Annotated in this window: 16 protein-coding genes; 5 read left to right on the forward strand and 11 right to left on the reverse strand. The window is 67.0% G+C overall.

The features are described 5' to 3' along the window. Positions 1-2 precede the first annotated feature (2 nt). From QFZ83_RS17440 to QFZ83_RS17455, 4 genes are read right to left on the reverse strand one after another with little or no spacing between them, the layout of a single operon-like run. On the reverse strand, positions 3-422 hold the full coding sequence (locus QFZ83_RS17440) for a MaoC family dehydratase (protein WP_307508484.1): 420 nt from the start codon (positions 420-422) through the stop codon (positions 3-5). Between the two features lie 14 nt (positions 423-436). Continuing rightward, positions 437-877, reverse strand: coding sequence for a MaoC family dehydratase N-terminal domain-containing protein (locus tag QFZ83_RS17445; RefSeq protein ID WP_306877361.1), 441 nt, complete (start codon positions 875-877; stop codon positions 437-439). 14 nt (positions 878-891) lie between these two features. Further along, positions 892-2,076 carry a lipid-transfer protein gene (locus QFZ83_RS17450; protein WP_307508485.1) on the reverse strand — a complete coding sequence of 395 codons (1,185 nt, stop codon included), beginning with the start codon at positions 2,074-2,076 and terminating at the stop codon, positions 892-894. A 45-nt stretch (positions 2,077-2,121) separates the two neighbouring features. Beyond that, positions 2,122-3,681, reverse strand: a complete 1,560-nt coding sequence (locus tag QFZ83_RS17455) for a long-chain-fatty-acid--CoA ligase (protein WP_307508486.1) — start codon at positions 3,679-3,681, stop codon at positions 2,122-2,124. A gap of 141 nt (positions 3,682-3,822) precedes the next feature. Here QFZ83_RS17455 and QFZ83_RS17460 point away from each other — a divergent pair, with 141 nt between their 5' ends. Next, positions 3,823-4,887, forward strand: coding sequence for an AraC family transcriptional regulator (locus QFZ83_RS17460; RefSeq protein ID WP_307508488.1), 1,065 nt, complete (start codon positions 3,823-3,825; stop codon positions 4,885-4,887). On the opposite strand, the gene QFZ83_RS17465 is transcribed toward QFZ83_RS17460, so the two are convergent. From QFZ83_RS17465 to QFZ83_RS17495, 7 genes are all read right to left on the reverse strand, one after another. Continuing rightward, positions 4,884-5,993, reverse strand: a complete 1,110-nt coding sequence (locus QFZ83_RS17465) for an acyltransferase (RefSeq protein ID WP_307512739.1) — start codon at positions 5,991-5,993, stop codon at positions 4,884-4,886. The two genes, QFZ83_RS17460 and QFZ83_RS17465, sit on opposite strands and share 4 nt — an antisense overlap. Positions 5,994-6,042: 49 nt before the next feature. Further along, positions 6,043-7,005, reverse strand: coding sequence for a nitronate monooxygenase family protein (locus QFZ83_RS17470; protein WP_280809997.1), 963 nt, complete (start codon positions 7,003-7,005; stop codon positions 6,043-6,045). An 83-nt stretch (positions 7,006-7,088) separates the two neighbouring features. Then, positions 7,089-8,879, reverse strand: a complete 1,791-nt coding sequence (locus QFZ83_RS17475; protein WP_307508492.1) for an acyl-CoA dehydrogenase — start codon at positions 8,877-8,879, stop codon at positions 7,089-7,091. A 74-nt stretch (positions 8,880-8,953) separates the two neighbouring features. Further along, positions 8,954-9,886 carry an electron transfer flavoprotein subunit alpha/FixB family protein gene (locus tag QFZ83_RS17480; RefSeq protein ID WP_307508495.1) on the reverse strand — a complete coding sequence of 311 codons (933 nt, stop codon included), beginning with the start codon at positions 9,884-9,886 and terminating at the stop codon, positions 8,954-8,956. A 2-nt stretch (positions 9,887-9,888) separates the two neighbouring features. Then, entirely contained in the window at positions 9,889-10,638 is a 750-nt protein-coding gene (locus QFZ83_RS17485; protein WP_307508497.1) for an electron transfer flavoprotein subunit beta/FixA family protein, read from the reverse strand. A 135-nt stretch (positions 10,639-10,773) separates the two neighbouring features. Then, on the reverse strand, positions 10,774-12,054 hold the full coding sequence (locus QFZ83_RS17490; RefSeq protein WP_307512741.1) for a mechanosensitive ion channel family protein: 1,281 nt from the start codon (positions 12,052-12,054) through the stop codon (positions 10,774-10,776). Positions 12,055-12,093: 39 nt separating this feature from the next. After that, the gene (locus QFZ83_RS17495; RefSeq protein ID WP_306877373.1) at positions 12,094-13,047 is read right to left on the reverse strand and encodes a histone deacetylase family protein; all 954 of its coding nucleotides are present in this window, start codon (positions 13,045-13,047) and stop codon (positions 12,094-12,096) included. A gap of 80 nt (positions 13,048-13,127) precedes the next feature. Here QFZ83_RS17495 and QFZ83_RS17500 point away from each other — a divergent pair, with 80 nt between their 5' ends. The 4 genes from QFZ83_RS17500 to mltB all read left to right on the forward strand — a co-directional run bounded on the left by QFZ83_RS17500 (position 13,128) and on the right by mltB (position 18,841). Then, positions 13,128-14,048, forward strand: coding sequence for a MoxR family ATPase (locus QFZ83_RS17500; RefSeq protein WP_307508500.1), 921 nt, complete (start codon positions 13,128-13,130; stop codon positions 14,046-14,048). Beyond that, on the forward strand, positions 14,045-15,022 hold the full coding sequence (locus QFZ83_RS17505; RefSeq protein ID WP_307508503.1) for a DUF58 domain-containing protein: 978 nt from the start codon (positions 14,045-14,047) through the stop codon (positions 15,020-15,022). Before QFZ83_RS17500 ends, QFZ83_RS17505 begins: the two co-directional genes overlap by 4 nt. 643 nt (positions 15,023-15,665) lie before the next feature. Beyond that, a complete protein-coding gene (locus tag QFZ83_RS17510) occupies positions 15,666-17,687 on the forward strand; it encodes a DUF3488 and transglutaminase-like domain-containing protein (protein WP_307508505.1) in 2,022 nt (673 codons plus the stop codon). A 53-nt stretch (positions 17,688-17,740) separates the two neighbouring features. Next, positions 17,741-18,841 (forward strand): lytic murein transglycosylase B, encoded by a 1,101-nt coding sequence (gene mltB / locus QFZ83_RS17515; RefSeq protein ID WP_307508507.1) that lies wholly within the window; start codon positions 17,741-17,743, stop codon positions 18,839-18,841.

The following is an 18,841-nucleotide window of genomic DNA, read 5'->3' on the forward strand; positions in this document are numbered from 1 at the left end:
GGTCAGCGCAGCGCCACCAGCGCTTCGCCGGCGATGCGGGCCTGGCCGTACTGGTTGGCACTCAGCACCTCGACGCGCACGCAGCGCTCGCCGTTGTGTTCGAGCTTCTCGACCACGCGGCCGGTGCAGCGCACCGCATGGCCGATGTGGGTGATGCCCTGAAAGCGCACGTCGAAGCGGCGCAGTTGCGACTGCGGCGCCCACTGCGTGACGAGGCGGCCCAGCCATGCCATGCCCAGCATGCCCTGCGCGAACACGTCGGGCATGCCGGCCTTGCGCGCGAAGTCGGTGTCGATGTGGATCGGGTTGTGGTCGCCCGAGGCGCCCGCGAAGAGCGCGAGCGTGGTGCGGTTGACTGGCGGCAGTTGCAATGCGGGCAACTCGTCGCCGATCTGGACGTTGTCGTAGGTGATGGTGGTCATCGTGCGTTCCTTCGTCAGTGGCGGCAGACGATCACCGTGCGCAGTTCGGCCACGAGCTCGTCGCGCTGGTTGGTGGCGCGCGAGGTCTTCACGACGAATTCGAGCGCGCCGTTCTTCTTGTCGTAGATGTCGCTGATGGTGGAGCGCACCGTCACCGTGTCGCCCACGCACGCCGGCCGGTGGTAGCTGAAGCTCTGCTCGCCGTGCAGCAGCTTCGACAGCGGGATCTGCAGGTCGTCGAGCATCCGGCCCGAGGCGCCCGAATCCAGTTCGGCTGCGAACAGGAATGTCGGCGGCGCGGGCAGGTCGGGGTAGCCCGCATCGCGTGCGGCGGCGGCATCGGTGTAGACCGGATCGGTCTCGCCGATGGCCTTGGCGAAGAACTGCAGCCGCGTGCGCTCGATGGGGAGCACCGAGGCGGGCAGCTCGTGGCCGATCCATTTCTTGTCGATCATGTTCTGCCTTGTCCTCAGACGCGTTCGTACAGCGTGACCACGCACGCGCCGCCCAACCCGAGGTTGTGCTGCAGCGCCATCCGCGCACCTTCGACCTGCCGTTTGTCTGCCGTGCCGCGCAGCTGCTGAACCAGCTCCGTGCATTGCGCAAGCCCCGTCGCCCCGAGCGGGTGCCCCTTCGACAGCAGCCCGCCCGAGGGATTGGTCACCACCTTGCCGCCATAGGTGTTGTCGCCATCGACCACGAACTTCTCCGCGCCGCCGGCCGGGCAGAGGCCCAGCGCCTCGTAGCTGATGAGCTCGTTGTGCGCGAAGCAGTCGTGCAGCTCGACCACCTGGATGTCCTGCGGCCCGACGCCGGCCGCGTCGTACACCTTCTGCGCGGCTTCCTGCGCCATGCTGAAGCCGACGACCTCGCGCATGTCGCGGCTCTCGAAGGTCACGGGGCGGTCGGTGGTCATGGCCTGCGCCTTGATGCGCACGCTGCGGTCCAGGCCGTGGCGTTCGGCAAAACGCGGCGAGCACACGATGGCCGCGGCCGCGCCGCAGGTGGGCGGGCAGGCCATGAGCCGCGTCATCACGCCGGGCCACATGACGGGGGCAGCCATCACCTCGTCTTCAGTGACGACGGTGCGGAACAGCGCCACCGGGTTGTTCGACGCATGGCGGCTGGCCTTGGCGCGGATCTTCGCGAAGGTGGACATCTGCGTGCCGTACTGCTGCATGTGCGCGAGCCCCGCGCCGCCGAAGTAGCGCAGCGCAAGCGGCACCTGCTCGTTGCCGACCAACTCGTCGGTGATGCTCTCGAAATTGTCGAAGGGGCTCGGCCGGTCGTTGAACACCGCGCCCAGCGCGCCGGGGCTCATGTGCTCGAAGCCGAGCGCGAGCACGCAGTCGGCGGCGCCGCTGGCCACGGCCTGGCGTGCGAGGAAGAGCGCGGTCGAGCCGGTCGAACAGTTGTTGTTGACATTGACGACCGGGATGCCCGTCATGCCCACCTCGTACAGCGCGCGCTGGCCGGCGGTGGAGTCGCCGTACACATAGCCCACGTAGGCCTGCTGGATCAGCTCGTAGCCGATGCCCGCATCCTTGAGCGCAGCATTCGTCGCGTGCGCCGCCATCTGCGGATAGGGCTGGTTCGCGCCCGGCTTGGTGAAGGGGATCATGCCGACCCCGACCACATAGACGTCTTGACTCATGAAGGTCTCCTTGATGTTCGGATTGGAAAAATGCTTTGGAAAATCTCAGGCCACGCTGCGTTGGCGGTCGCGCCAGAACGGTTCGCGCAGCTTGGTCTTGAGCACCTTGCCCGCGCCCGAGAGCGGCAGCGCATCGACGATGGCCACGCTGCGCGGGCACTTGTAGCCCGCGATCAGTGTCTTGCAGTGCGCGATGAGCTCGTCGTCGCGAATACCCTGCCCCGGCTTGAGCACCAGCGCCGCGTGCACCGCCTCGCCCCACTCCTCGCTCGGGATGCCGATGACCGCGCAGGCCGCCACTGCGGGGTGCTGGGTGATCGCGTTCTCGACCTCGGCCGAATAGATGTTCTCGCCGCCGCTGATGATCATGTCCTTGAGCCGGTCGACCACGAAGACGTAGCCGTCGCTGTCCATGTAGGCGCCGTCGCCGGTGTGCATCCAGCCGTCGCGCACGGCGGCGGCCGTTTGCTCGGGCTTGTTCCAGTAGCCCTGCATCACGTTGGGGCCGCGCACCGCGATCTCGCCCACGGTGCCGCGCGGCACCTCGGCGCCGTCGGCATCGACGATGCGTACCTCGGTGCAGTAGCTCGCACGGCCGGCCGCGCGCAGCTTGCCGAACTTCCGGCCCTCGGCCGTGTGGTTGCGCGCAGGGTTGATGGTGGCCAGCGGCGAGAGCTCGGTCATGCCGTAGGCCTGCACGAAGTCCACGCCCGGGAAGGCATCCATCGCGCGGTTGAGCACCGCCTCGGAGATGGGCGATGCGCCATAGGTGATGCACTTCAGGCTCGACAGGTCGCGCGGCTCCCGCATCGCGGGGTGGTCCACCAGCATCTGGATCATGGTGGGCACCAGCAGGATGTGAGTGACGCGGTCTTTCTCGACGGCGTTGAGCACGCCCTCGGGGCTGAACATCGGGATGATCGAATGCGTGTTGCCTTCGAGCCAGTGCGGCGTGGCCAGGCCCATGTCGGCCAGGTGGAACATCGGCGCGGCGTGCAGGTAGCAGCCGCCGGACGGCGCCAGGCGCTCGGCATGCAGGGCAAGGCCGGAACTGCCCATGTTGGTGTGGCTGAGCATCACGCCCTTGGGGAAACCGGTGGTGCCGCCGGTGTAGAAGATGCCGGCCAGGTCTTCGTCGCGGCGCGCCGCGTCGGGCACGGGTGCCGCAGTGTCGAGCAGCGCTTCGTAGCTGTGCATGCGCGCGGGCAACGCGCCGTCGCCGCAGTAGATGACCTCGCGCAGGCTCGTTGCCTGCTCCCGCATCTGCTCGACCATGGGGCGGAAGGTCTCGTCGACCAGCAGGATGGTCGAGCCCGAGTCTTCCAGCGAATAGAGGATTTCCGCGGCCGACCAGCGGATGTTGCAGGGGTTGAGCACCCCGCCGCCCCAGGGCACGGCCATCTGGTATTCGAGGTAGCGGGCCGAATTGAGCGAGAGCATCGCCACGCGGTCGCCCGTCTGCATGCCCAGCTTCTGCAGCGCGCCCGCCAGGCGCGCGACGCGTTCTCCGTATTCGCGAAAGCTGAGGGTGCGGCCGGCAAATTGCACGGCTGGTTTGTCGGGGTGCTGCTGCAGGCTGCGGTGCAGCGGCTGGGTCATGTACATGGCGATGTCTCCGTCTCTCTTTTGGTGTTGCCGGATGGTAGAAATCCGGCCCCCGCCCGGCGATTGCGCTTCGCTTCGATCGCATTGCAGAAAACGTCAATCGACACGGTGGCATGCTTGGTGTCTGATCGCTGCGTCCCTATGCTGCAACCACCCGTCACCATTCCGATCGCCTTCGTCCTGGGCATGCTGTCGGGCATTCGAGCCCGGGGTGCCGATGCGCCCGTCGACATCGGCATCGCGCTGGAAGACGCCGGCATTGCGCCGTCGCTGCTCGAAGAAACCGCATCGCGCGTGACCGCCGAGCAGTATGTGGCCCTGTTCGCCCTGCTGATGAAGCGGCTGGACGACGAGGCCCTGTGCTTTCTCACGCGGCGCCTGCGCTGCGGCAGCTTCGCGCTGATGCTGCGCTCCACGCTGGGCGCACCCACCTTCGAAGTGGCGCTGCGGCGCGTGGCGCACACCTTCAGCCTGTTGCAGGACGACCTCTCGCTGGTACTGCTGCACGAGGGCCCGCTCGCGGGCTTCGGCCTGCGGCTGAACAACCTGCAGGCGCCGCACCAGAACTTCCTGCACGAGCTGATGCTTCGTGTGTACTGGCGGCTCTTCGCGTGGCTGCATGGAGGCCGGCTGGTGGCACGGCGTTTCGATTTCGGCTTCGAGCTGCCGCCGTACGCCGACGGCTACGCCAAGGTGTTTCCCGGCCCGCTGCAGTTCGGCCAGCCGCTGACGGCCATGTGGTTCGACGCGAGCGCACTCGCCACGCCGATGCATCGCGACGCGCACGCGATGCAGGTCTTCCTTTCGGCCTCGCCGGCCAACGTGATCCTGCCCCGGCTGGCCGAGCAGGCCGTGAGTGCGAAGGTGCGCGCGGTGCTGCAGCAGAACCGGCCCGCGTGGGCCGATCTCGCGACCACGGCGAACAGCCTGCACATGTCGGTCAGCACGCTGCAGCGCCATCTGGCGACGGAAGGTACGTCGTTCCAGTCGCTGAAGGACCAGCTGCGGCGCGACGTGGCCATCGTGCGGCTCAACACCAGCAGCGTGCCGCTCGCGGCGTTGGCCGAGGAGCTGGGCTTTGCCGACAGCGCAGCCTTCCAGCGGGCCTTCAAGACGTGGACCGGCGGTGCGCCGGGGTCGTACCGATCGGCCGCGGCGCGCGCGGCGCCTCGGGCAGGCAACAGCCCGCCCGCCGGCTCAGGCTAGTAAGAAACAACCATGCCGCTGACCAGCAACGCCGCGAACAGCGCGAACACGCCGCGCCACGATGCCGGGCGCGCCTCGACCCAGCGGTAGAGCAAGGCCGCCGCCGCCACGGAAAGTCCGAAGGTCGCCACCATGCCCAGCAGGTCGACCCACGGCCCGTGCGGCGCGAGGTTCGCGACGAGGGCATTCATCGCGAGAAGCACCGGAAAGTGGATGAGGAACAGCGAGTACGACATGCGCCCCAGGCGCTGCAACGGCACCGCTGCCAACGGCCACTTCGCAGGCGACAGCCAATGTCTGTGCTGCGCGAGTGCGATCAGCAGCGCCGTGACAAGCGCCGTCGCGATGCGGCTGCGCCATTCGATCGCCAGCGCGCCCGCGCCGACCAATACCAGCAGCGCCACTGCGCCCTGCCAGGTGCTGGCACGCGTCGCGCGGCCGATCCAGAACACCAGCATGCCGAGCCCGTAGGCGCCGAAGAAATACAGCGCGGTGTCGTCGAGGGCGGCGTTCCGGTTGAAGAGCACCAGCGAGGCCACGGCCAGCGCGAGCACCAGCAGCACGGGCATCCATCGCGACGACGGATGCACGACGCCCGGTGCGGGCGGGCTCAACATGGCCGGAAGGCCGACCAGCATCAATGCGAGCGCGAACAACTGGAAGTCGATGGCCACGTACCAGACGCCGGTGGAGAGCGATTCGTAGCCCAGCAGGTCCTGCAGCAGAAACCCGTGCGCGAAAAGCTGCCCGATGCTCGGCGATGCCGGCACCACGTCTTCATCGAGCCATGGCCGCACCAGCGCGGCCACCAGCACGCAGACGGTGAGCGCGGCCAGGTACGGCATCACCAGCCGTCCATAGCGCTGCAGGATGCGCGCGATAGGCCGGTCGACGCGCAAGAGGCCGTCGGGCGCAAGGCTCGCCGCCGCGAGGAATCCGGCGATCACGAGGAACACCTGCACCGCGAGCCGGCCGTCGTCCGCCAACCAGCCGAAGAAATCGGGCGCGAGCCCGTAGGCGCCCGCCGGCATCGGTCCGTAGCGCGAGAGGTGATGCCCCACGATCACCGCGCAGGCGATGCCTTTCGCGGCGTCGAGCAGCGGCATGCGCCCCGGCGACGGAGGCGCGATGGCGGAAGCCATGGTCAGCCGAGGCTCAGAGTGCGAGCCGCTGCCGTGCTTCCTGGTATTCGCGCTTGAGCTTGTCGATGAACGCCGCGGCGCTGGCCACTTCGGTCACGGCGCCGATGCCCTGGCCCGAGCCCCAGATGTCTTTCCAGGCCTTGGCCTTGCTGCCATCGCCGCTCGCGAAGTTCATGGTCTTGAGATCGCCTTCGGGCAGGTTCGCCGGGTCCATGCCCGCCGCAACGATGCTGGGCGCGAGGTAGTTGCCGTGCACGCCGGTGAAGAGGTTCGAATAGACGATGTCGTCCGAGTTGCCGTCGACGATGGCCTGCTTGTACTCGTCGCTCGCACGCGCCTCTTCGGTGGCGATGAAGGCAGTGCCGATGTAGGCGAAGTCCGCGCCCATGGCCTGCGCCGCGAGCACTGCACCGCCGGAAGCGATGGAGCCCGACAGCGCGATCGGGCCGTCGAACCACTGGCGGATTTCCTGCACCAGCGCGAACGGGCTCTTCACGCCCGCATGGCCGCCGGCGCCCGCGGCCACGGCGATGATGCCGTCGGCGCCCTTTTCGATCGCCTTCTGGGCGAACTTGTTGTTGATGATGTCGTGCAGCGTCACGCCGCCGTAGCTGTGCACCGCGTCGTTCACGTCGGTGCGTGCGCCCAGCGAGGTGATGACGATCGGCACCTTGTACTTCACGACCATCTCCATGTCGTGCTCGAGGCGGTCGTTGCTCTTGTGCACGATCTGGTTGATGGCGAACGGCGCGGCGGGCTTGTCGGGATTGGCCTTGTTGTAGGCCGCGAGTTCTTCGGTGATCTCGATCAGCCACTCTTCGAGTTGCGCCGCGGGGCGTGCGTTGAGTGCGGGCATCGAGCCGACCACGCCGGCCTTGCATTGCGCGATCACGAGCTTGGGGTTGCTGATGATGAACAGCGGCGAGCCGATGATCGGCAGCGGCAGGTTCGCGAGGACGGGGGGCAGCTTGGACATGTTTGTTGTCTCCGGGAATGGGTTCGGTTTTATAAGAGAGGAAGGCCCGTGCCGCCGGTCAGGTGGGCGACACGGAACGCAGCTCAGAACGCGTCGAGCGCCAGGCCCGTGACGCTCTCGGCGCCATCGACGATGCTGTCGCGGATGCCCGGCGCCTTGTTGAGGATGTGCTCGGCGTAGAAACGCGCGGTCGCGATCTTGGCGAGCATGAAATCGGTGTCGAAGCTGCGCGAGGCGAGGTCTTCCGCAATGATCAGCGAGCGCGCAAGCTGCCAGCCGGCCACGAGGTTGCCCGCGAACATCAGGTACGGCACGCTGCCCGAGAACACCGCGTTCGGCGATGCCTTGGTCTGACCCGCGACGAAGTCGACCACTTCGATGAAGGCTTCGCGTGCGGCTTTCAGGCGCTTGTGCACGGACGCGGCGGCAGCGCTCTCGCTCTTGGCCAGTTCGGCTTCGGTCTTCTCGATCTGTGCCGCAATCGCCTTGGCGGTCTGGCCGCCGTCGCGCGCGGTCTTGCGGCCCACGAGGTCGTTGGCCTGGATCGCGGTGGTGCCTTCGTAGATCGTGAGGATCTTCGCGTCGCGGTAGTACTGCGCCGCGCCCGTCTCCTCGATGAAGCCCATGCCGCCGTGCACCTGCACGCCGAGCGAGGTCACTTCGAGGCTCATCTCGGTGCTGTAGCCCTTGACCAGCGGCACCATGAATTCGTAGAAGGCCTGGTTCTGCTTGCGCGCGTCCGCATCGGGGTGGTGATGCGCGGCGTCGTACGCGGCGGCGGCCACCGAGGCCATCGCGCGGCAGCCTTCGGTGTAGGCGCGCATCGTCATCAGCATGCGCTTGACGTCGGGGTGGTGAATGATCGGCGCGCTGGCGTTGATCGAACCATCGACCGGGCGGCTCTGCACGCGGTCCTTGGCGTAGGCCACGGCGTGCTGATAGGCGCGCTCGGCGATCGCGATGCCCTGCATGCCCACGGCGTAGCGGGCCGAGTTCATCATGATGAACATGTACTCGAGGCCGCGGTTCTCCTGGCCGACGAGGTAGCCCACGGCACCGCCGTTGTCGCCGTACTGCAGCACGGCAGTCGGCGAGGCCTTGATGCCCATCTTGTGTTCGATGCTCACGCAGTGCACATCGTTGCGCTCGCCGAGGGCACCGTCCTTGCCGACCATGAACTTGGGCACCACGAACAGACTGATCCCCTTCACGCCTTCGGGCGCGCCGGTCACGCGGGCCAGCACGAGGTGCACGATGTTCTCGGCCATGTCGTGCTCACCGTAGGTGATGAAGATCTTGGTGCCGAACACCTTGTAGGTGCCGTCGGGCTGCGGCTCGGCGCGGCTGCGCACCATCGCGAGGTCGCTGCCGGCCTGCGGCTCGGTGAGGTTCATCGTGCCGGTCCACTGGCCGCTCACGAGCTTTTCGAGGTACACGGCCTTGAGCTCGTCGGAGCCGGCTGTGAGCAGTGCTTCGATGGCGCCATCGCTCAGGAGCGGGCACAGCGCGAAGCTCATGTTGGCCGAGTTGAGCATCTCGCCGCAGGCCGCACCGATGGTCTTCGGAAGGCCCTGGCCGCCGAAGTCCGCCGGATGCTGAAGACCTTGCCAGCCACCCGAGACGTACTGCGCGAAAGCGTCCTTGAAGCCCGGCGTGGTGGTGACTTCACCGCCCTTGAACGACGAGGGATTGCGGTCGCCTTCGATGTTCAACGGCGCGACCACGTCCTGGTTGAAGCGCGCGCATTCCTCGAGCACGGCCTGTGCTGTTTCGAGGCCGGCGTCCTCGAAGCCCGGCAGCTTGGCGATCTCGCCGATGTTGGCCAGGTGCTCGATGTCGAACAGCATGTCCTTGAGGGGGGCGGTGTAGCTCATGTCTTGTCTCCAGATACAGCGGATACGAAAAGGGCATCGCGAACGATGCCCTCCGGCTCAATGCGGCGATTCGGTCAGAGCGCCTTGACCAGCTCGGGCACAGCCACGAACAGGTCAGCCACGAGGCCGTAGTCGGCCACCGAGAAGATCGGCGCTTCCTCGTCCTTGTTGATCGCCACGATCACCTTGGAGTCCTTCATGCCGGCCAGATGCTGGATCGCGCCCGAGATACCGGCTGCGATGTACAGCTGCGGCGCGACGATCTTGCCGGTCTGGCCCACTTGCCAGTCGTTCGGGGCGTAGCCCGCATCGACGGCTGCGCGGCTGGCGCCCAGGCCCGCGTTGAGCTTGTCGGCCAGCGGTGCCATCACTTCGGTGAACTTCTCGGCGCTGCCGAGGGCACGGCCACCGGAGACGATGATCTTGGCGGCGGTCAGTTCGGGGCGTTCGCTCTTGGTGACTTCGCGGCCGACGAAGCTGCTCTTGCCGCTGTCTGCGACGCCTTCGGCGGTTTCGACGGTTGCGCTGCCACCCGTGGCGGCTGCGGCATCGAAGCCGGTCGTGCGCACGGTGATCACCTTGGTGGCATCGCTGCTCTGCACGGTAGCGATGGCGTTGCCGGCGTAGATCGGGCGCTCGAATGTGTCGGGGCTGTCCACCTTGGTGATGTCGCTGATCTGCGCCACATCGAGCTTGGCGGCCACGCGCGGGGCGACGTTCTTTCCGTTGGCGGTCGAGGGGAACAGGATGTGGCTGTAGTTGGCTGCGATCGCGAGGACTTGAGCCGCCACGTTCTCGGCGAGGTTCTCGGCAAGGCTCGGGCTGTCGGCGGCGATGACCTTGGTCACGCCAGCGATCTGGGCTGCAGCCTTGGCGGCTTCAGCTGCATTGGCGCCGGCCACGAGGATGTGCACGTCGCCGCCGCAGGCCAGCGCTGCGGTCACGGTATTCAAGGTAGCCGGCTTGATGCTGGCGTGGTCGTGTTCGGCAATAACAAGTGCGGTCATGTTCAGATCACCTTCGCTTCGTTCTTCAGTTTGTCCACCAGCGTCGCCACGTCAGGCACCTTGATGCCGGCACCGCGCTTGGGAGGCTCGCTGACCTTCAGGGTCTTCAGGCGGGGCTTTACATCCACGCCCAGGTCTTCGGGCTTGAAGATGTCGAGCGTCTTCTTCTTGGCCTTCATGATGTTGGGCAGCGTCACGTAGCGAGGCTCGTTCAGGCGCAGGTCGGTCGTGATGACCGCGGGCAGCGTGAGCGTCAGCGTTTCCATGCCGCCATCGACTTCGCGCGCCACGGTGACCTTGTCTGCGGCGAGATCGACCTTCGAGGCGAAGGTGGCTTGGGGCAGGTCAGCCAGTGCAGCGAGCATCTGGCCCGTTTGATTGGCGTCGTCATCAATGGCTTGCTTGCCCAGGATGATGAGCTGGGGCTGTTCCTTGTCGACCAGCGCCTTGAGCAGCTTGGCCACGGCCAGCGGCTGCAGCTCTTCGGTGGTCTCGACCAGGATGCCGCGATCGGCGCCGATGGCCATCGCGGTGCGCAGCGTTTCCTGGCACTTCGCATCGCCGCACGAGACGGCGATCACTTCAGTGACCACACCCTTCTCCTTCAGCCGAACCGCTTCTTCGACAGCGATCTCGTCGAAGGGGTTCATGCTCATCTTGACGTTGGCAATATCCACCCCGGTGCCGTCGCTCTTGACGCGCACCTTCACGTTGTAATCGACGACCCGTTTGACAGGCACAAGAACCTTCATTGACTTGACTCCATTGGATTGCAAAAAGGGGGCTTCGAGGGCAACCGGTCATTCTAGGACGCGACCTTTGCAGCCTCTCCGTTCTTCCTGTCGGCACTGCGGATCCGAAAAAAGAACGATCGTGCTTTTCAGCGATTATAAGACAGCGTCGGGCGCCGGCGCGATGCCCGGCGGCAAAGATTCCACCCGCAGCACGCGCTGCGGATAGGGAATGTCGATGCCCGCGCCTCGCAGTCCTTCGAGAATCGCGATGTTGATGGCCGAGCGCAGGTTGTCCTTGCCCTTGTCCGGGTCGGCCACCCAGAAGTGCAGGCTGAACTCGAGCCCGTCGGGTGCGAAGTTCACGAGGTAGGCCACCGGGGCGGGGTCGGTCATCACGCGCGGCTGCGCCTTGGCGGCGTCGCACAGGATCGTCTGCACCTGCGCCACGTCGCTCTCGTAGCCGACCACGATGTTGGTCGTGATGTTGAACTTGCGGTCGGCCAGCGAGAGGTTCTCCACCCGGCTGGTGATCAGCGATTCGTTCGGCACGATGGCCTCGCGCCCGTTGCCTGCGCGGATGAGCGTGTAGCGCGTCTTGATGTCGGTGATGCGGCCTTCGAAGGTGTCGACCTTCACGTTGTCGCCGATGCGGATCGAGCGCTCCAGCAGGATCACAAACCCGCTCACGTAGTTGGCCGCCAGCTTCTGCAGCCCGAAGCCCAGACCCACGCCGAGCGCACCGCCCAGCACCGAGAGCGCCGTGAGGTCCACGCCCACCGCCGACAGCGCGAACAACAAACCGATCAGCAGCAGGAAGGCGCGCACCGCGTTCGACGCCACCTTGCGCATCGAGAGGTCGGTGACGGCCTCGCGCAGGATGCGCTTCTCGATGGTCGAGGCGATCCACAGCGCAATCACCAGCACCAGCCCGGCCGACAGCACGCCCTGGAAGATGGTCTGCACGCTCACGCGCGTCTTGCCGAAGGCCAGCGTGATGTTGTCCAGCTCGGCCAGCACGGGGGGCAAGAGCCCGACGATCCAGAGCACAGCAGCGATCCAGGCCAGCCACGAGATCGTGCGTTCGATCAGCCGCACCAGGTTGGAGGTGGGAAACACCGCCCTGAGCACCCGCGCGAAAAGCCGGATGACAGCGAGCGAAAGGAACACCGATACCGCGATGCGCAGCACCAGCACCGCCTGGAAATCAATGACCACGCGCCGCGCCAGATCGGTGAACACCAGCGAGAGCAGCGGGAACAGGAGCCCGTCGAAGGTGCTTTCGCCGAACCAGATGGAGTCCTTGGGCTGGTCGCGCCCGAACCATTTGCAGACGGCCCAGGCCAGGGCCACGCAGGCCACGAGCACGCTCAGTTCGATGCCGATGCCGGTCGCATCGACCAGTTTCAGGCGTTGTTGGAAGTCGTTGAAATTCATCGGTTCGGAAAACATGGCGCCGTGCTCGCGCCTGTGGCGTTACAGATCGGCCAGGACGCGGATGTGCGCTTCCACGCTGCGCGCCAGCGCATCGAGGTTGTAGCCGCCCTCGAGCATCGACACGATGCGGCCGCGCGCATGGCGCTTGGCGACATCGTGGATGCGGCTGGTGATCCAGGCGAAGTCGTTCTCGGTGAGGCCGAGTTGTCCCAGGTCGTCCTCGCGGTGGGCGTCGAAGCCCGCGCTGATGAACACCATCTGCGGGCGGAACTCTTCGAGCCTCGGCATCCACGCGGCCTCGATGAGTTCGCGCACGTCCATGCCCCGCGTGTACGCCGGGATCGGCAGGTTCAGCATGTTCGAGGCCGGGTGCTCGGTACCGCTGTACGGATAGAACGGGTGCTGGAAGAAGCCGACCATCAGCACGCGCGGATCGTTCGAGAGGATGTTCTCGGTGCCGTTGCCGTGGTGCACGTCGAAATCGACGATGGCCACGCGGTCGTAGCCATGCACTTCGAGCGCATGCCGTGCGGCGATGGCGATGTTGTTGAAGAAGCAGAAGCCCATCGCCCGCTCGCGGCAGGCGTGGTGACCCGGCGGGCGCACCGAGCAGAACGCGTTCTCGATATCGCCGGCGATCACCGCATCGGTCGCGGCGATGGCCGCGCCGGCACCGCGGCGTGCGGCCAGCAGCGTGAAGCGATTCAGGGAGGTGTCGGGGTCGAGCTGCGCGTGGTCGGGGCCGCCGGCGGGTTCATCGGCCACAAGGCGCATATGAAGCTCTTCGAGGAGCTCGACGTGCTCCACGCTGTGGGCCCGGGTGAGCTGTTCCAGGGTGGCCAGCGGCACTTCGCAGTGCTCGAGCGCATCACTGACGCCCGTAAGCAGCAGCCGGTCTTCGATGGCATCCAGCCGCTCGGGACACTCGGGATGACCCCGGCCCATGTCGTGCTTCCAGAAGTCGCGGTGTGTGAAGTAGCCTGTCTTGCCCATGTGTCTCTGTCGCCACGTCTAGACCTCACGCGGCATGGGGCCGCCAGGTCTTACGGTATCGTTTGCATATGGATACAAATATGGACGTTGCTGCGAAGCTTGCCACTTTGCTGAGTCAGCTTAACACGGTGATTGTCGGCAAAGAGGCGCAGGTGCGCGACTGCGTAGCCTGCCTGCTCGCTGGAGGACACCTCTTGATCGAGGATGTGCCGGGGGTCGGCAAGACCACCCTCGCCCATGCGCTTTCGCACACATTCGGTTTACAGTTTTCGCGGGTCCAGTTCACTGCCGACCTGATGCCGGGCGATCTTTCGGGCGTCGCGATCTACGACCGGGGCCAGCAGGCCTTCGTCTTCCACCCCGGTCCGATCTTTGCGCAGGTGCTGCTGGCGGACGAAATCAACCGAGCGAGCCCCAAGACCCAGAGCGCCCTGCTCGAAGCGATGGAAGAAAAGCAGGTCACCATCGAAGGCGAGACCCGCCCGTTGCCGACGCCCTTCTTCGTGATCGCCACGCAGAACCCGCAGGACCAGCTCGGCACTTTCGCGCTGCCCGAATCGCAGCTCGACCGCTTCCTGATGCGCATCTCGCTCGGCTACCCCGACCGCGCCGCCGAACGGCTGCTGCTCTCGGGCGCGGACCGGCGCGAGATGCTCGCGAGCCTGCCCGCGATGCTGACCGCCGGCGAACTCACCGCCATCCAGCAGCGCGTGCAGCAGGTGCATGCCTCCGAGCCGCTGCTCAACTACGTGCAGGACCTGATCGCCGCCACGCGCTCGGGCCGCTGGTTCCTGCAGGGCTTGTCGCCGCGCGCCGGCATTGCAGTGCTGCGTGCCGCCAAGGCGCAGGCGCTGCTGGCCAACCGCAACTACGTTGCGCCGGACGACGTGCAGTCCGTGCTGCCGCAGACGATCGCGCACCGGCTCACGCCCGTGGGCGATGCGGGCCGTGGCGCCGTCGAGCAGGTGCGCGCGATGATCGCTGCCGTACCGCTGCCGTGAATCCCGTCGGCGCCCTGCGCTCGCGCATCGACGGCTGGTTCCTGTCCCGGCGGCCGCCGTCGGACACGCTGGAGCTCACCCAGCGCAACGTCTACATCGTGCCCACGCGGGCCGGCTGGACGCTGGCGGCCACGTTGCTCGTGCTGCTGGTCGCGTCGATCAACTACCAGCTCAACCTCGGCTACCTGCTGACCTTTCTGTTGGCCGGCAGCGTCGCCGTGGGCATGCACGTGTGCCACGCCACGCTGCGCGGCCTCGCGATGCGCATGATGCCGCCCGAGGCGCATTACGCCGGTGCCGCCGCCGTCTTCCGCGTCGTGCTGCACAACGAGCGGCGCAGCGTGCGCTATGGCATCGGGATGGCGGTGCGCGGCAGCGGGCAGTGGGCCTGGACCGATGTGCCGGCCGAGGGCACATCCACCGTCGAGATCGCGTTCCTGCCCGAGCGGCGTGGACTGCATCCGGTGCCGCCACTGACCGCGGAGACGCGCTTTCCGCTCGGCACGTTCCGCGTGTGGACGGTCTGGCGCCCCGCGGCGCAGATGCTGGTGTATCCAGCGCCCGAGGCGCATCCGCCGCCTTTGCCGGCCGGCGAGCCTTTGTCCGGGCCGGCAGCCATTTCGGCTGCGCAGCGCGCGCATGGGGCTGGGGAGTACGACGGCGTGCGTGCGTACAGGCGCGGGGATCCGCTCAAGCTGGTGGTTTGGAAGAAGGCTGCGCGTGCGCAGGCGGCTGGGTCGGAAGACCTTGTCAGCCGCGATACGCAGCACACGCAGCGCGAGGAGCTCTGGCTCGATGCGCAGGCTTCTGGGCTTGCTGACACCGAGGCTCGGGTGTCGCGGCTTTGTGCGTGGGTGTTGATGGCGGATCGGCTGGGGGTGGACTATGGGGTTCGGATTGCTGGGCGGGTGGTGAAGCCCTCTCAGGGGGAGGCTCATCGGAGGGCTTGCCTGGAGGCGTTGGCTTTATGTTGAGGTTTTGTGGGTTTTCTTTCCGAGGCCGGGTCTCGCCCCGGCAGGCGACTTACTTTCTTTTGCTTCGCCAAAAGAACGTAAGCAAAGAAAAGGCGACCCTGCTGTCTGCGACCCTTCGCTGCGCTACGGGCAACCTGCGGTGCTCACGTTTCGCGGGGTCTCGCCCAAACTCGCTTCGCTCAAACAAGGGCGAGCCCTTGTCCGCGAAACGCTCCGCTCCTCGGCGCATACAGAAGGGCTTTCGGACGCGCCATCGCTGCGCTCGGCATTCAGAACATTTCGGGCCAACGCTTCGCTTGGCCTTGCCTCCGGCACAACACCGACACCCAATTCAAGGCAGACACGCACCAGCGTGTCTGCCCCTCCGGCCGAGCGAAGCAAAGGCCCGTTTGGTCTCCACTCCCCTCTGGCTGCGCCGAGGAGCGCAGCGGTTCGCGGATCAGGGCTCGCCGCTGTCTGAGCGCAGCGAGTTCGGCGAGCCCCCGCGAACCGCGAGCACCGCAGGTTGCCCCGTAGCGAAGCGCAGGGGTCGCAGACAGCGGGGTCGCCTTTTCTTTGCTTACTTTCTTTTGGCGAAGCAAAAGAAAGTGAGTCGCCCGCCGGGGCGAGACCCGGCCTCAGCCCCCTGCCAGGGGCACCCCGCATGAACAAGCTGATGCTCAAGCTCGCAGCCCTCCCAAGGGATGCAAGAGACACCCTCTTCCTCCTGACAGTCATCGCATTGATAGTCCTGCCGCAAGTAGAAAACCTGCCCTGGTGGTGCACAGCCCTGACAGCCCTGGTCCTCCTCTGGCGCGGCTCGCTCGCCATCGAGGCCCGCCCGCTCCCCGGCAAATGGTGGCGAATCGCACTGCTCGCGCTCGCACTCGCGGGCACCTACGCCACCCACCGCACCCTGCTCGGCCGCGACGCAGGCGTCACGCTGATCGTGATCCTGCTGGCCCTCAAGACGCTGGAGCTGCGCGCCCGCAGAGACGCCTTCGTCGTTTTCTTCCTGGGCTTCTTCGCGATGCTCACGAACTTCTTCTATTCGCAGTCGCTGCTGACGGCCTTCACGATGCTGCTCGCGCTGCTGGGCCTGCTCACGGCGCTGGTCAACGCGCACATGCCCGTCGGCAAACCGTCGCTGCTGCAGGCCGCGCGCGCGGCCGGATGGATGGCCCTGGCCGGCGCGCCGATCATGCTCGCGCTGTTTCTGCTGTTCCCGCGCTTCGCGCCGCTCTGGGGCACGCCGAGCGATGCGATGGCCGGGCGCATGGGGCTCTCGAACACGATGCGCGTCGGCACCATCGCCGAGCTGGCGCTGGACGACAGCATCGCGGCGCGCATCAAGTTCGAAGGCGATCGCTCGCCGCCGCAGAGCCAGCTCTACTTTCGCGGCCCGGTGCTCGGGCAGTTCGATGGCCGCGAGTGGTCGGCATTGCCAGCGTGGGCACGCGGCGGCCAAGGCTCTGCCAACCTGCGCGTGACCGGCGAGCCGGTGCGCTACGAAGTCACGCTCGAACCCAGCAACCGGCCCTGGCTGCTGACGCTCGATGCAGCGCAGAAAGCGCCCGAAGCCCCCGGCCTCGAAGTCATGGGCACGCCCGACCTGCAGTGGCTCTCGAACCGCCCCGTCACCGACCTGCTGCGCTATCGCGCGGAGAGCTATCCGCAATTCCAGAGCGGTCCGGTGCGGCGCATGGGCGGGCAGCTGCAGGCTTACCTCGCCTTGCCGCCCGGCACGAACCCGCGCACCGCGGCGCTCGCGGCGGAAATGCGCAACGACCCCGCACTCGCCGGTGCCGCCACGCCCGCCCTTGTCCAGGCCGCGCTGCGACGCCTGCGCACCGGGGGCTACACCTACACGCTGGAGCCCGGCGTCTACGGCAACGACACGGCCGACGAATTCTGGTTCGACCGCAAGGAGGGCTTCTGCGAGCACATCGCCTCGGCCTTCGTGGTGCTGATGCGCAACCTGGGCATTCCCTCGCGCATCGTGACGGGCTACCAGGGCGGCGAGCTCAACAGCATCGACAACTACTGGATCATTCGCCAGCGCGACGCGCACGCCTGGGCCGAGGTCTGGCAGGAAGGCGCGGGCTGGGTGCGCGTGGACCCGACGGCCTCGGTCGCACCCGGCCGCATCGGCCAGTTGCAGCGGCTCGTGCCGCAGCCGGGCCTCTTCGCCGGCGCGTTCGGCGCAATGAGCCCGACGCTGGTGCAGAACCTGCGCGCCGCATGGGAGGCGGTGAACAACGGCTGGAACCAGTGGGTGCTCAGCTACACGCAGAGCCGCCAGTTGAACCTGCTGAAGAACCTCGGCTTCGACGCGCCGAGCCTGGAAGACCTCGCCTACGTGCTGCTCTACCTGGTTATCGCCGCGAGCCTGGCCGGCGCAGGCTGGACGCTGTGGGAGCGCAGCCGGCACGACCCGTGGCTGCGCCTTCTCGGCCAGGCCCGCGCGCGCCTCGCGAAAGCCGGCCTCGCGGTGCCCGAGACCGCCCCGCCGCGCCAGATGGCCGCCCAGGCCGATGCACGCTTCGGCCCCGCCGCGCAACCGGTGCGCGACTGGCTGCTCAAGCTCGAGGCACAGCGCTATGCAGAGGCTGCGCCCGGAACGCTCGCGGCCCTGCGCGCGGAGTTCCGGCGGCTCGCCTGGCCTGTCGCAAATCCACGCGGCTGAAACCACATGTGTCCCGCCGGCAGCCCCGCGCGGGCGGGCGGCACAATCGGCCGATGCGATTCCTTCTCCCCAAGCCCTCTCGTGCCTGCGCCGCCATCGTTCTTCTCATTGCTTGCTGCGTAGGTTCCACAGGGGCTTCGGCCCAGAAATCCGCCAGCGGCCGCAATGGCGCCTCGAACCCCGTACGCGGCAGCACCCCCTACGCCACGCGCGACGACGCGATGCAGTTCGCGGACGACGTGGCCGCACGCCGCGGCCTTGACCGCGAATGGGTGCGCGCCACCATCGGCAGCGCGCGCTTCCTGCCGAACGTGCCGCGCCTGATGCTGCCGGGCCCGGTGGGCACCGTGAAAAACTGGCAGACCTACCGCAGCCGCTTCATCGACCCGGTGCGCATCGCGGCCGGCGTGCGCTTCTGGCGCGAGAACGCGGCCACGTTGGCGCGTGCCGAGCAGGTGTACGGCGTGCCGCCCGAAATCGTCGTCGGCATCATCGGCGTGGAAACCATCTACGGCCGCAACATGGGCAACTTCCGGGTGATCGATGCGCTGGCCACGCTGTCCTTCGATTTCCCTCAGGGCCATCCGCGCGCGTCCGAGCGCGAGGCCTTCTTTCGCGGCGAGCTCGAAAGCTTTCTCAGCACCGAAAGCCGCACCGCCGAAGACCCGCTCGTTCCCCTCGGCAGCTACGCCGGTGCCATGGGCATGCCGCAGTTCATGCCCAGCAGCATCGCCAAGTACGCAGTCGATTTCGATGGCGACAGCCGCATCGATCTGGTCAACAACCCTGCCGACGTGATCGGCTCGGTCGCTAGCTACTTCAAGGGCTTCGGCTGGACGCCCGGCATGCCCGCCACCTACCCGGTGCATTTCGAGGAAGCGCGGCTGAAGAAGTCGCTGCTGCTCGCACCCGACATCCTCCCCACCTTCAGCGCCGACAGCTTCGTGGCCGCCGGTGCGGTGCCCGAGGGCGAAGGCATCCGCCACAAGGGCCTGCTCGCGCTCGTCGAGCTGCAGAACGGCGCCGACGCACCGCCGACCTACGTGGCGGGCACGCGCAACTTCTACGTGATCACGCGCTACAACTGGAGCAGCTACTACGCGATGTCGGTGCTCGACCTCGGCCAGGAGGTCAAGGCCGCCATGGACCAATAG

This window comes from Variovorax sp. W1I1 (assembly GCF_030815625.1).
In the GTDB taxonomy this organism is placed as follows: domain Bacteria; phylum Pseudomonadota; class Gammaproteobacteria; order Burkholderiales; family Burkholderiaceae_C; genus Variovorax; species Variovorax paradoxus_C.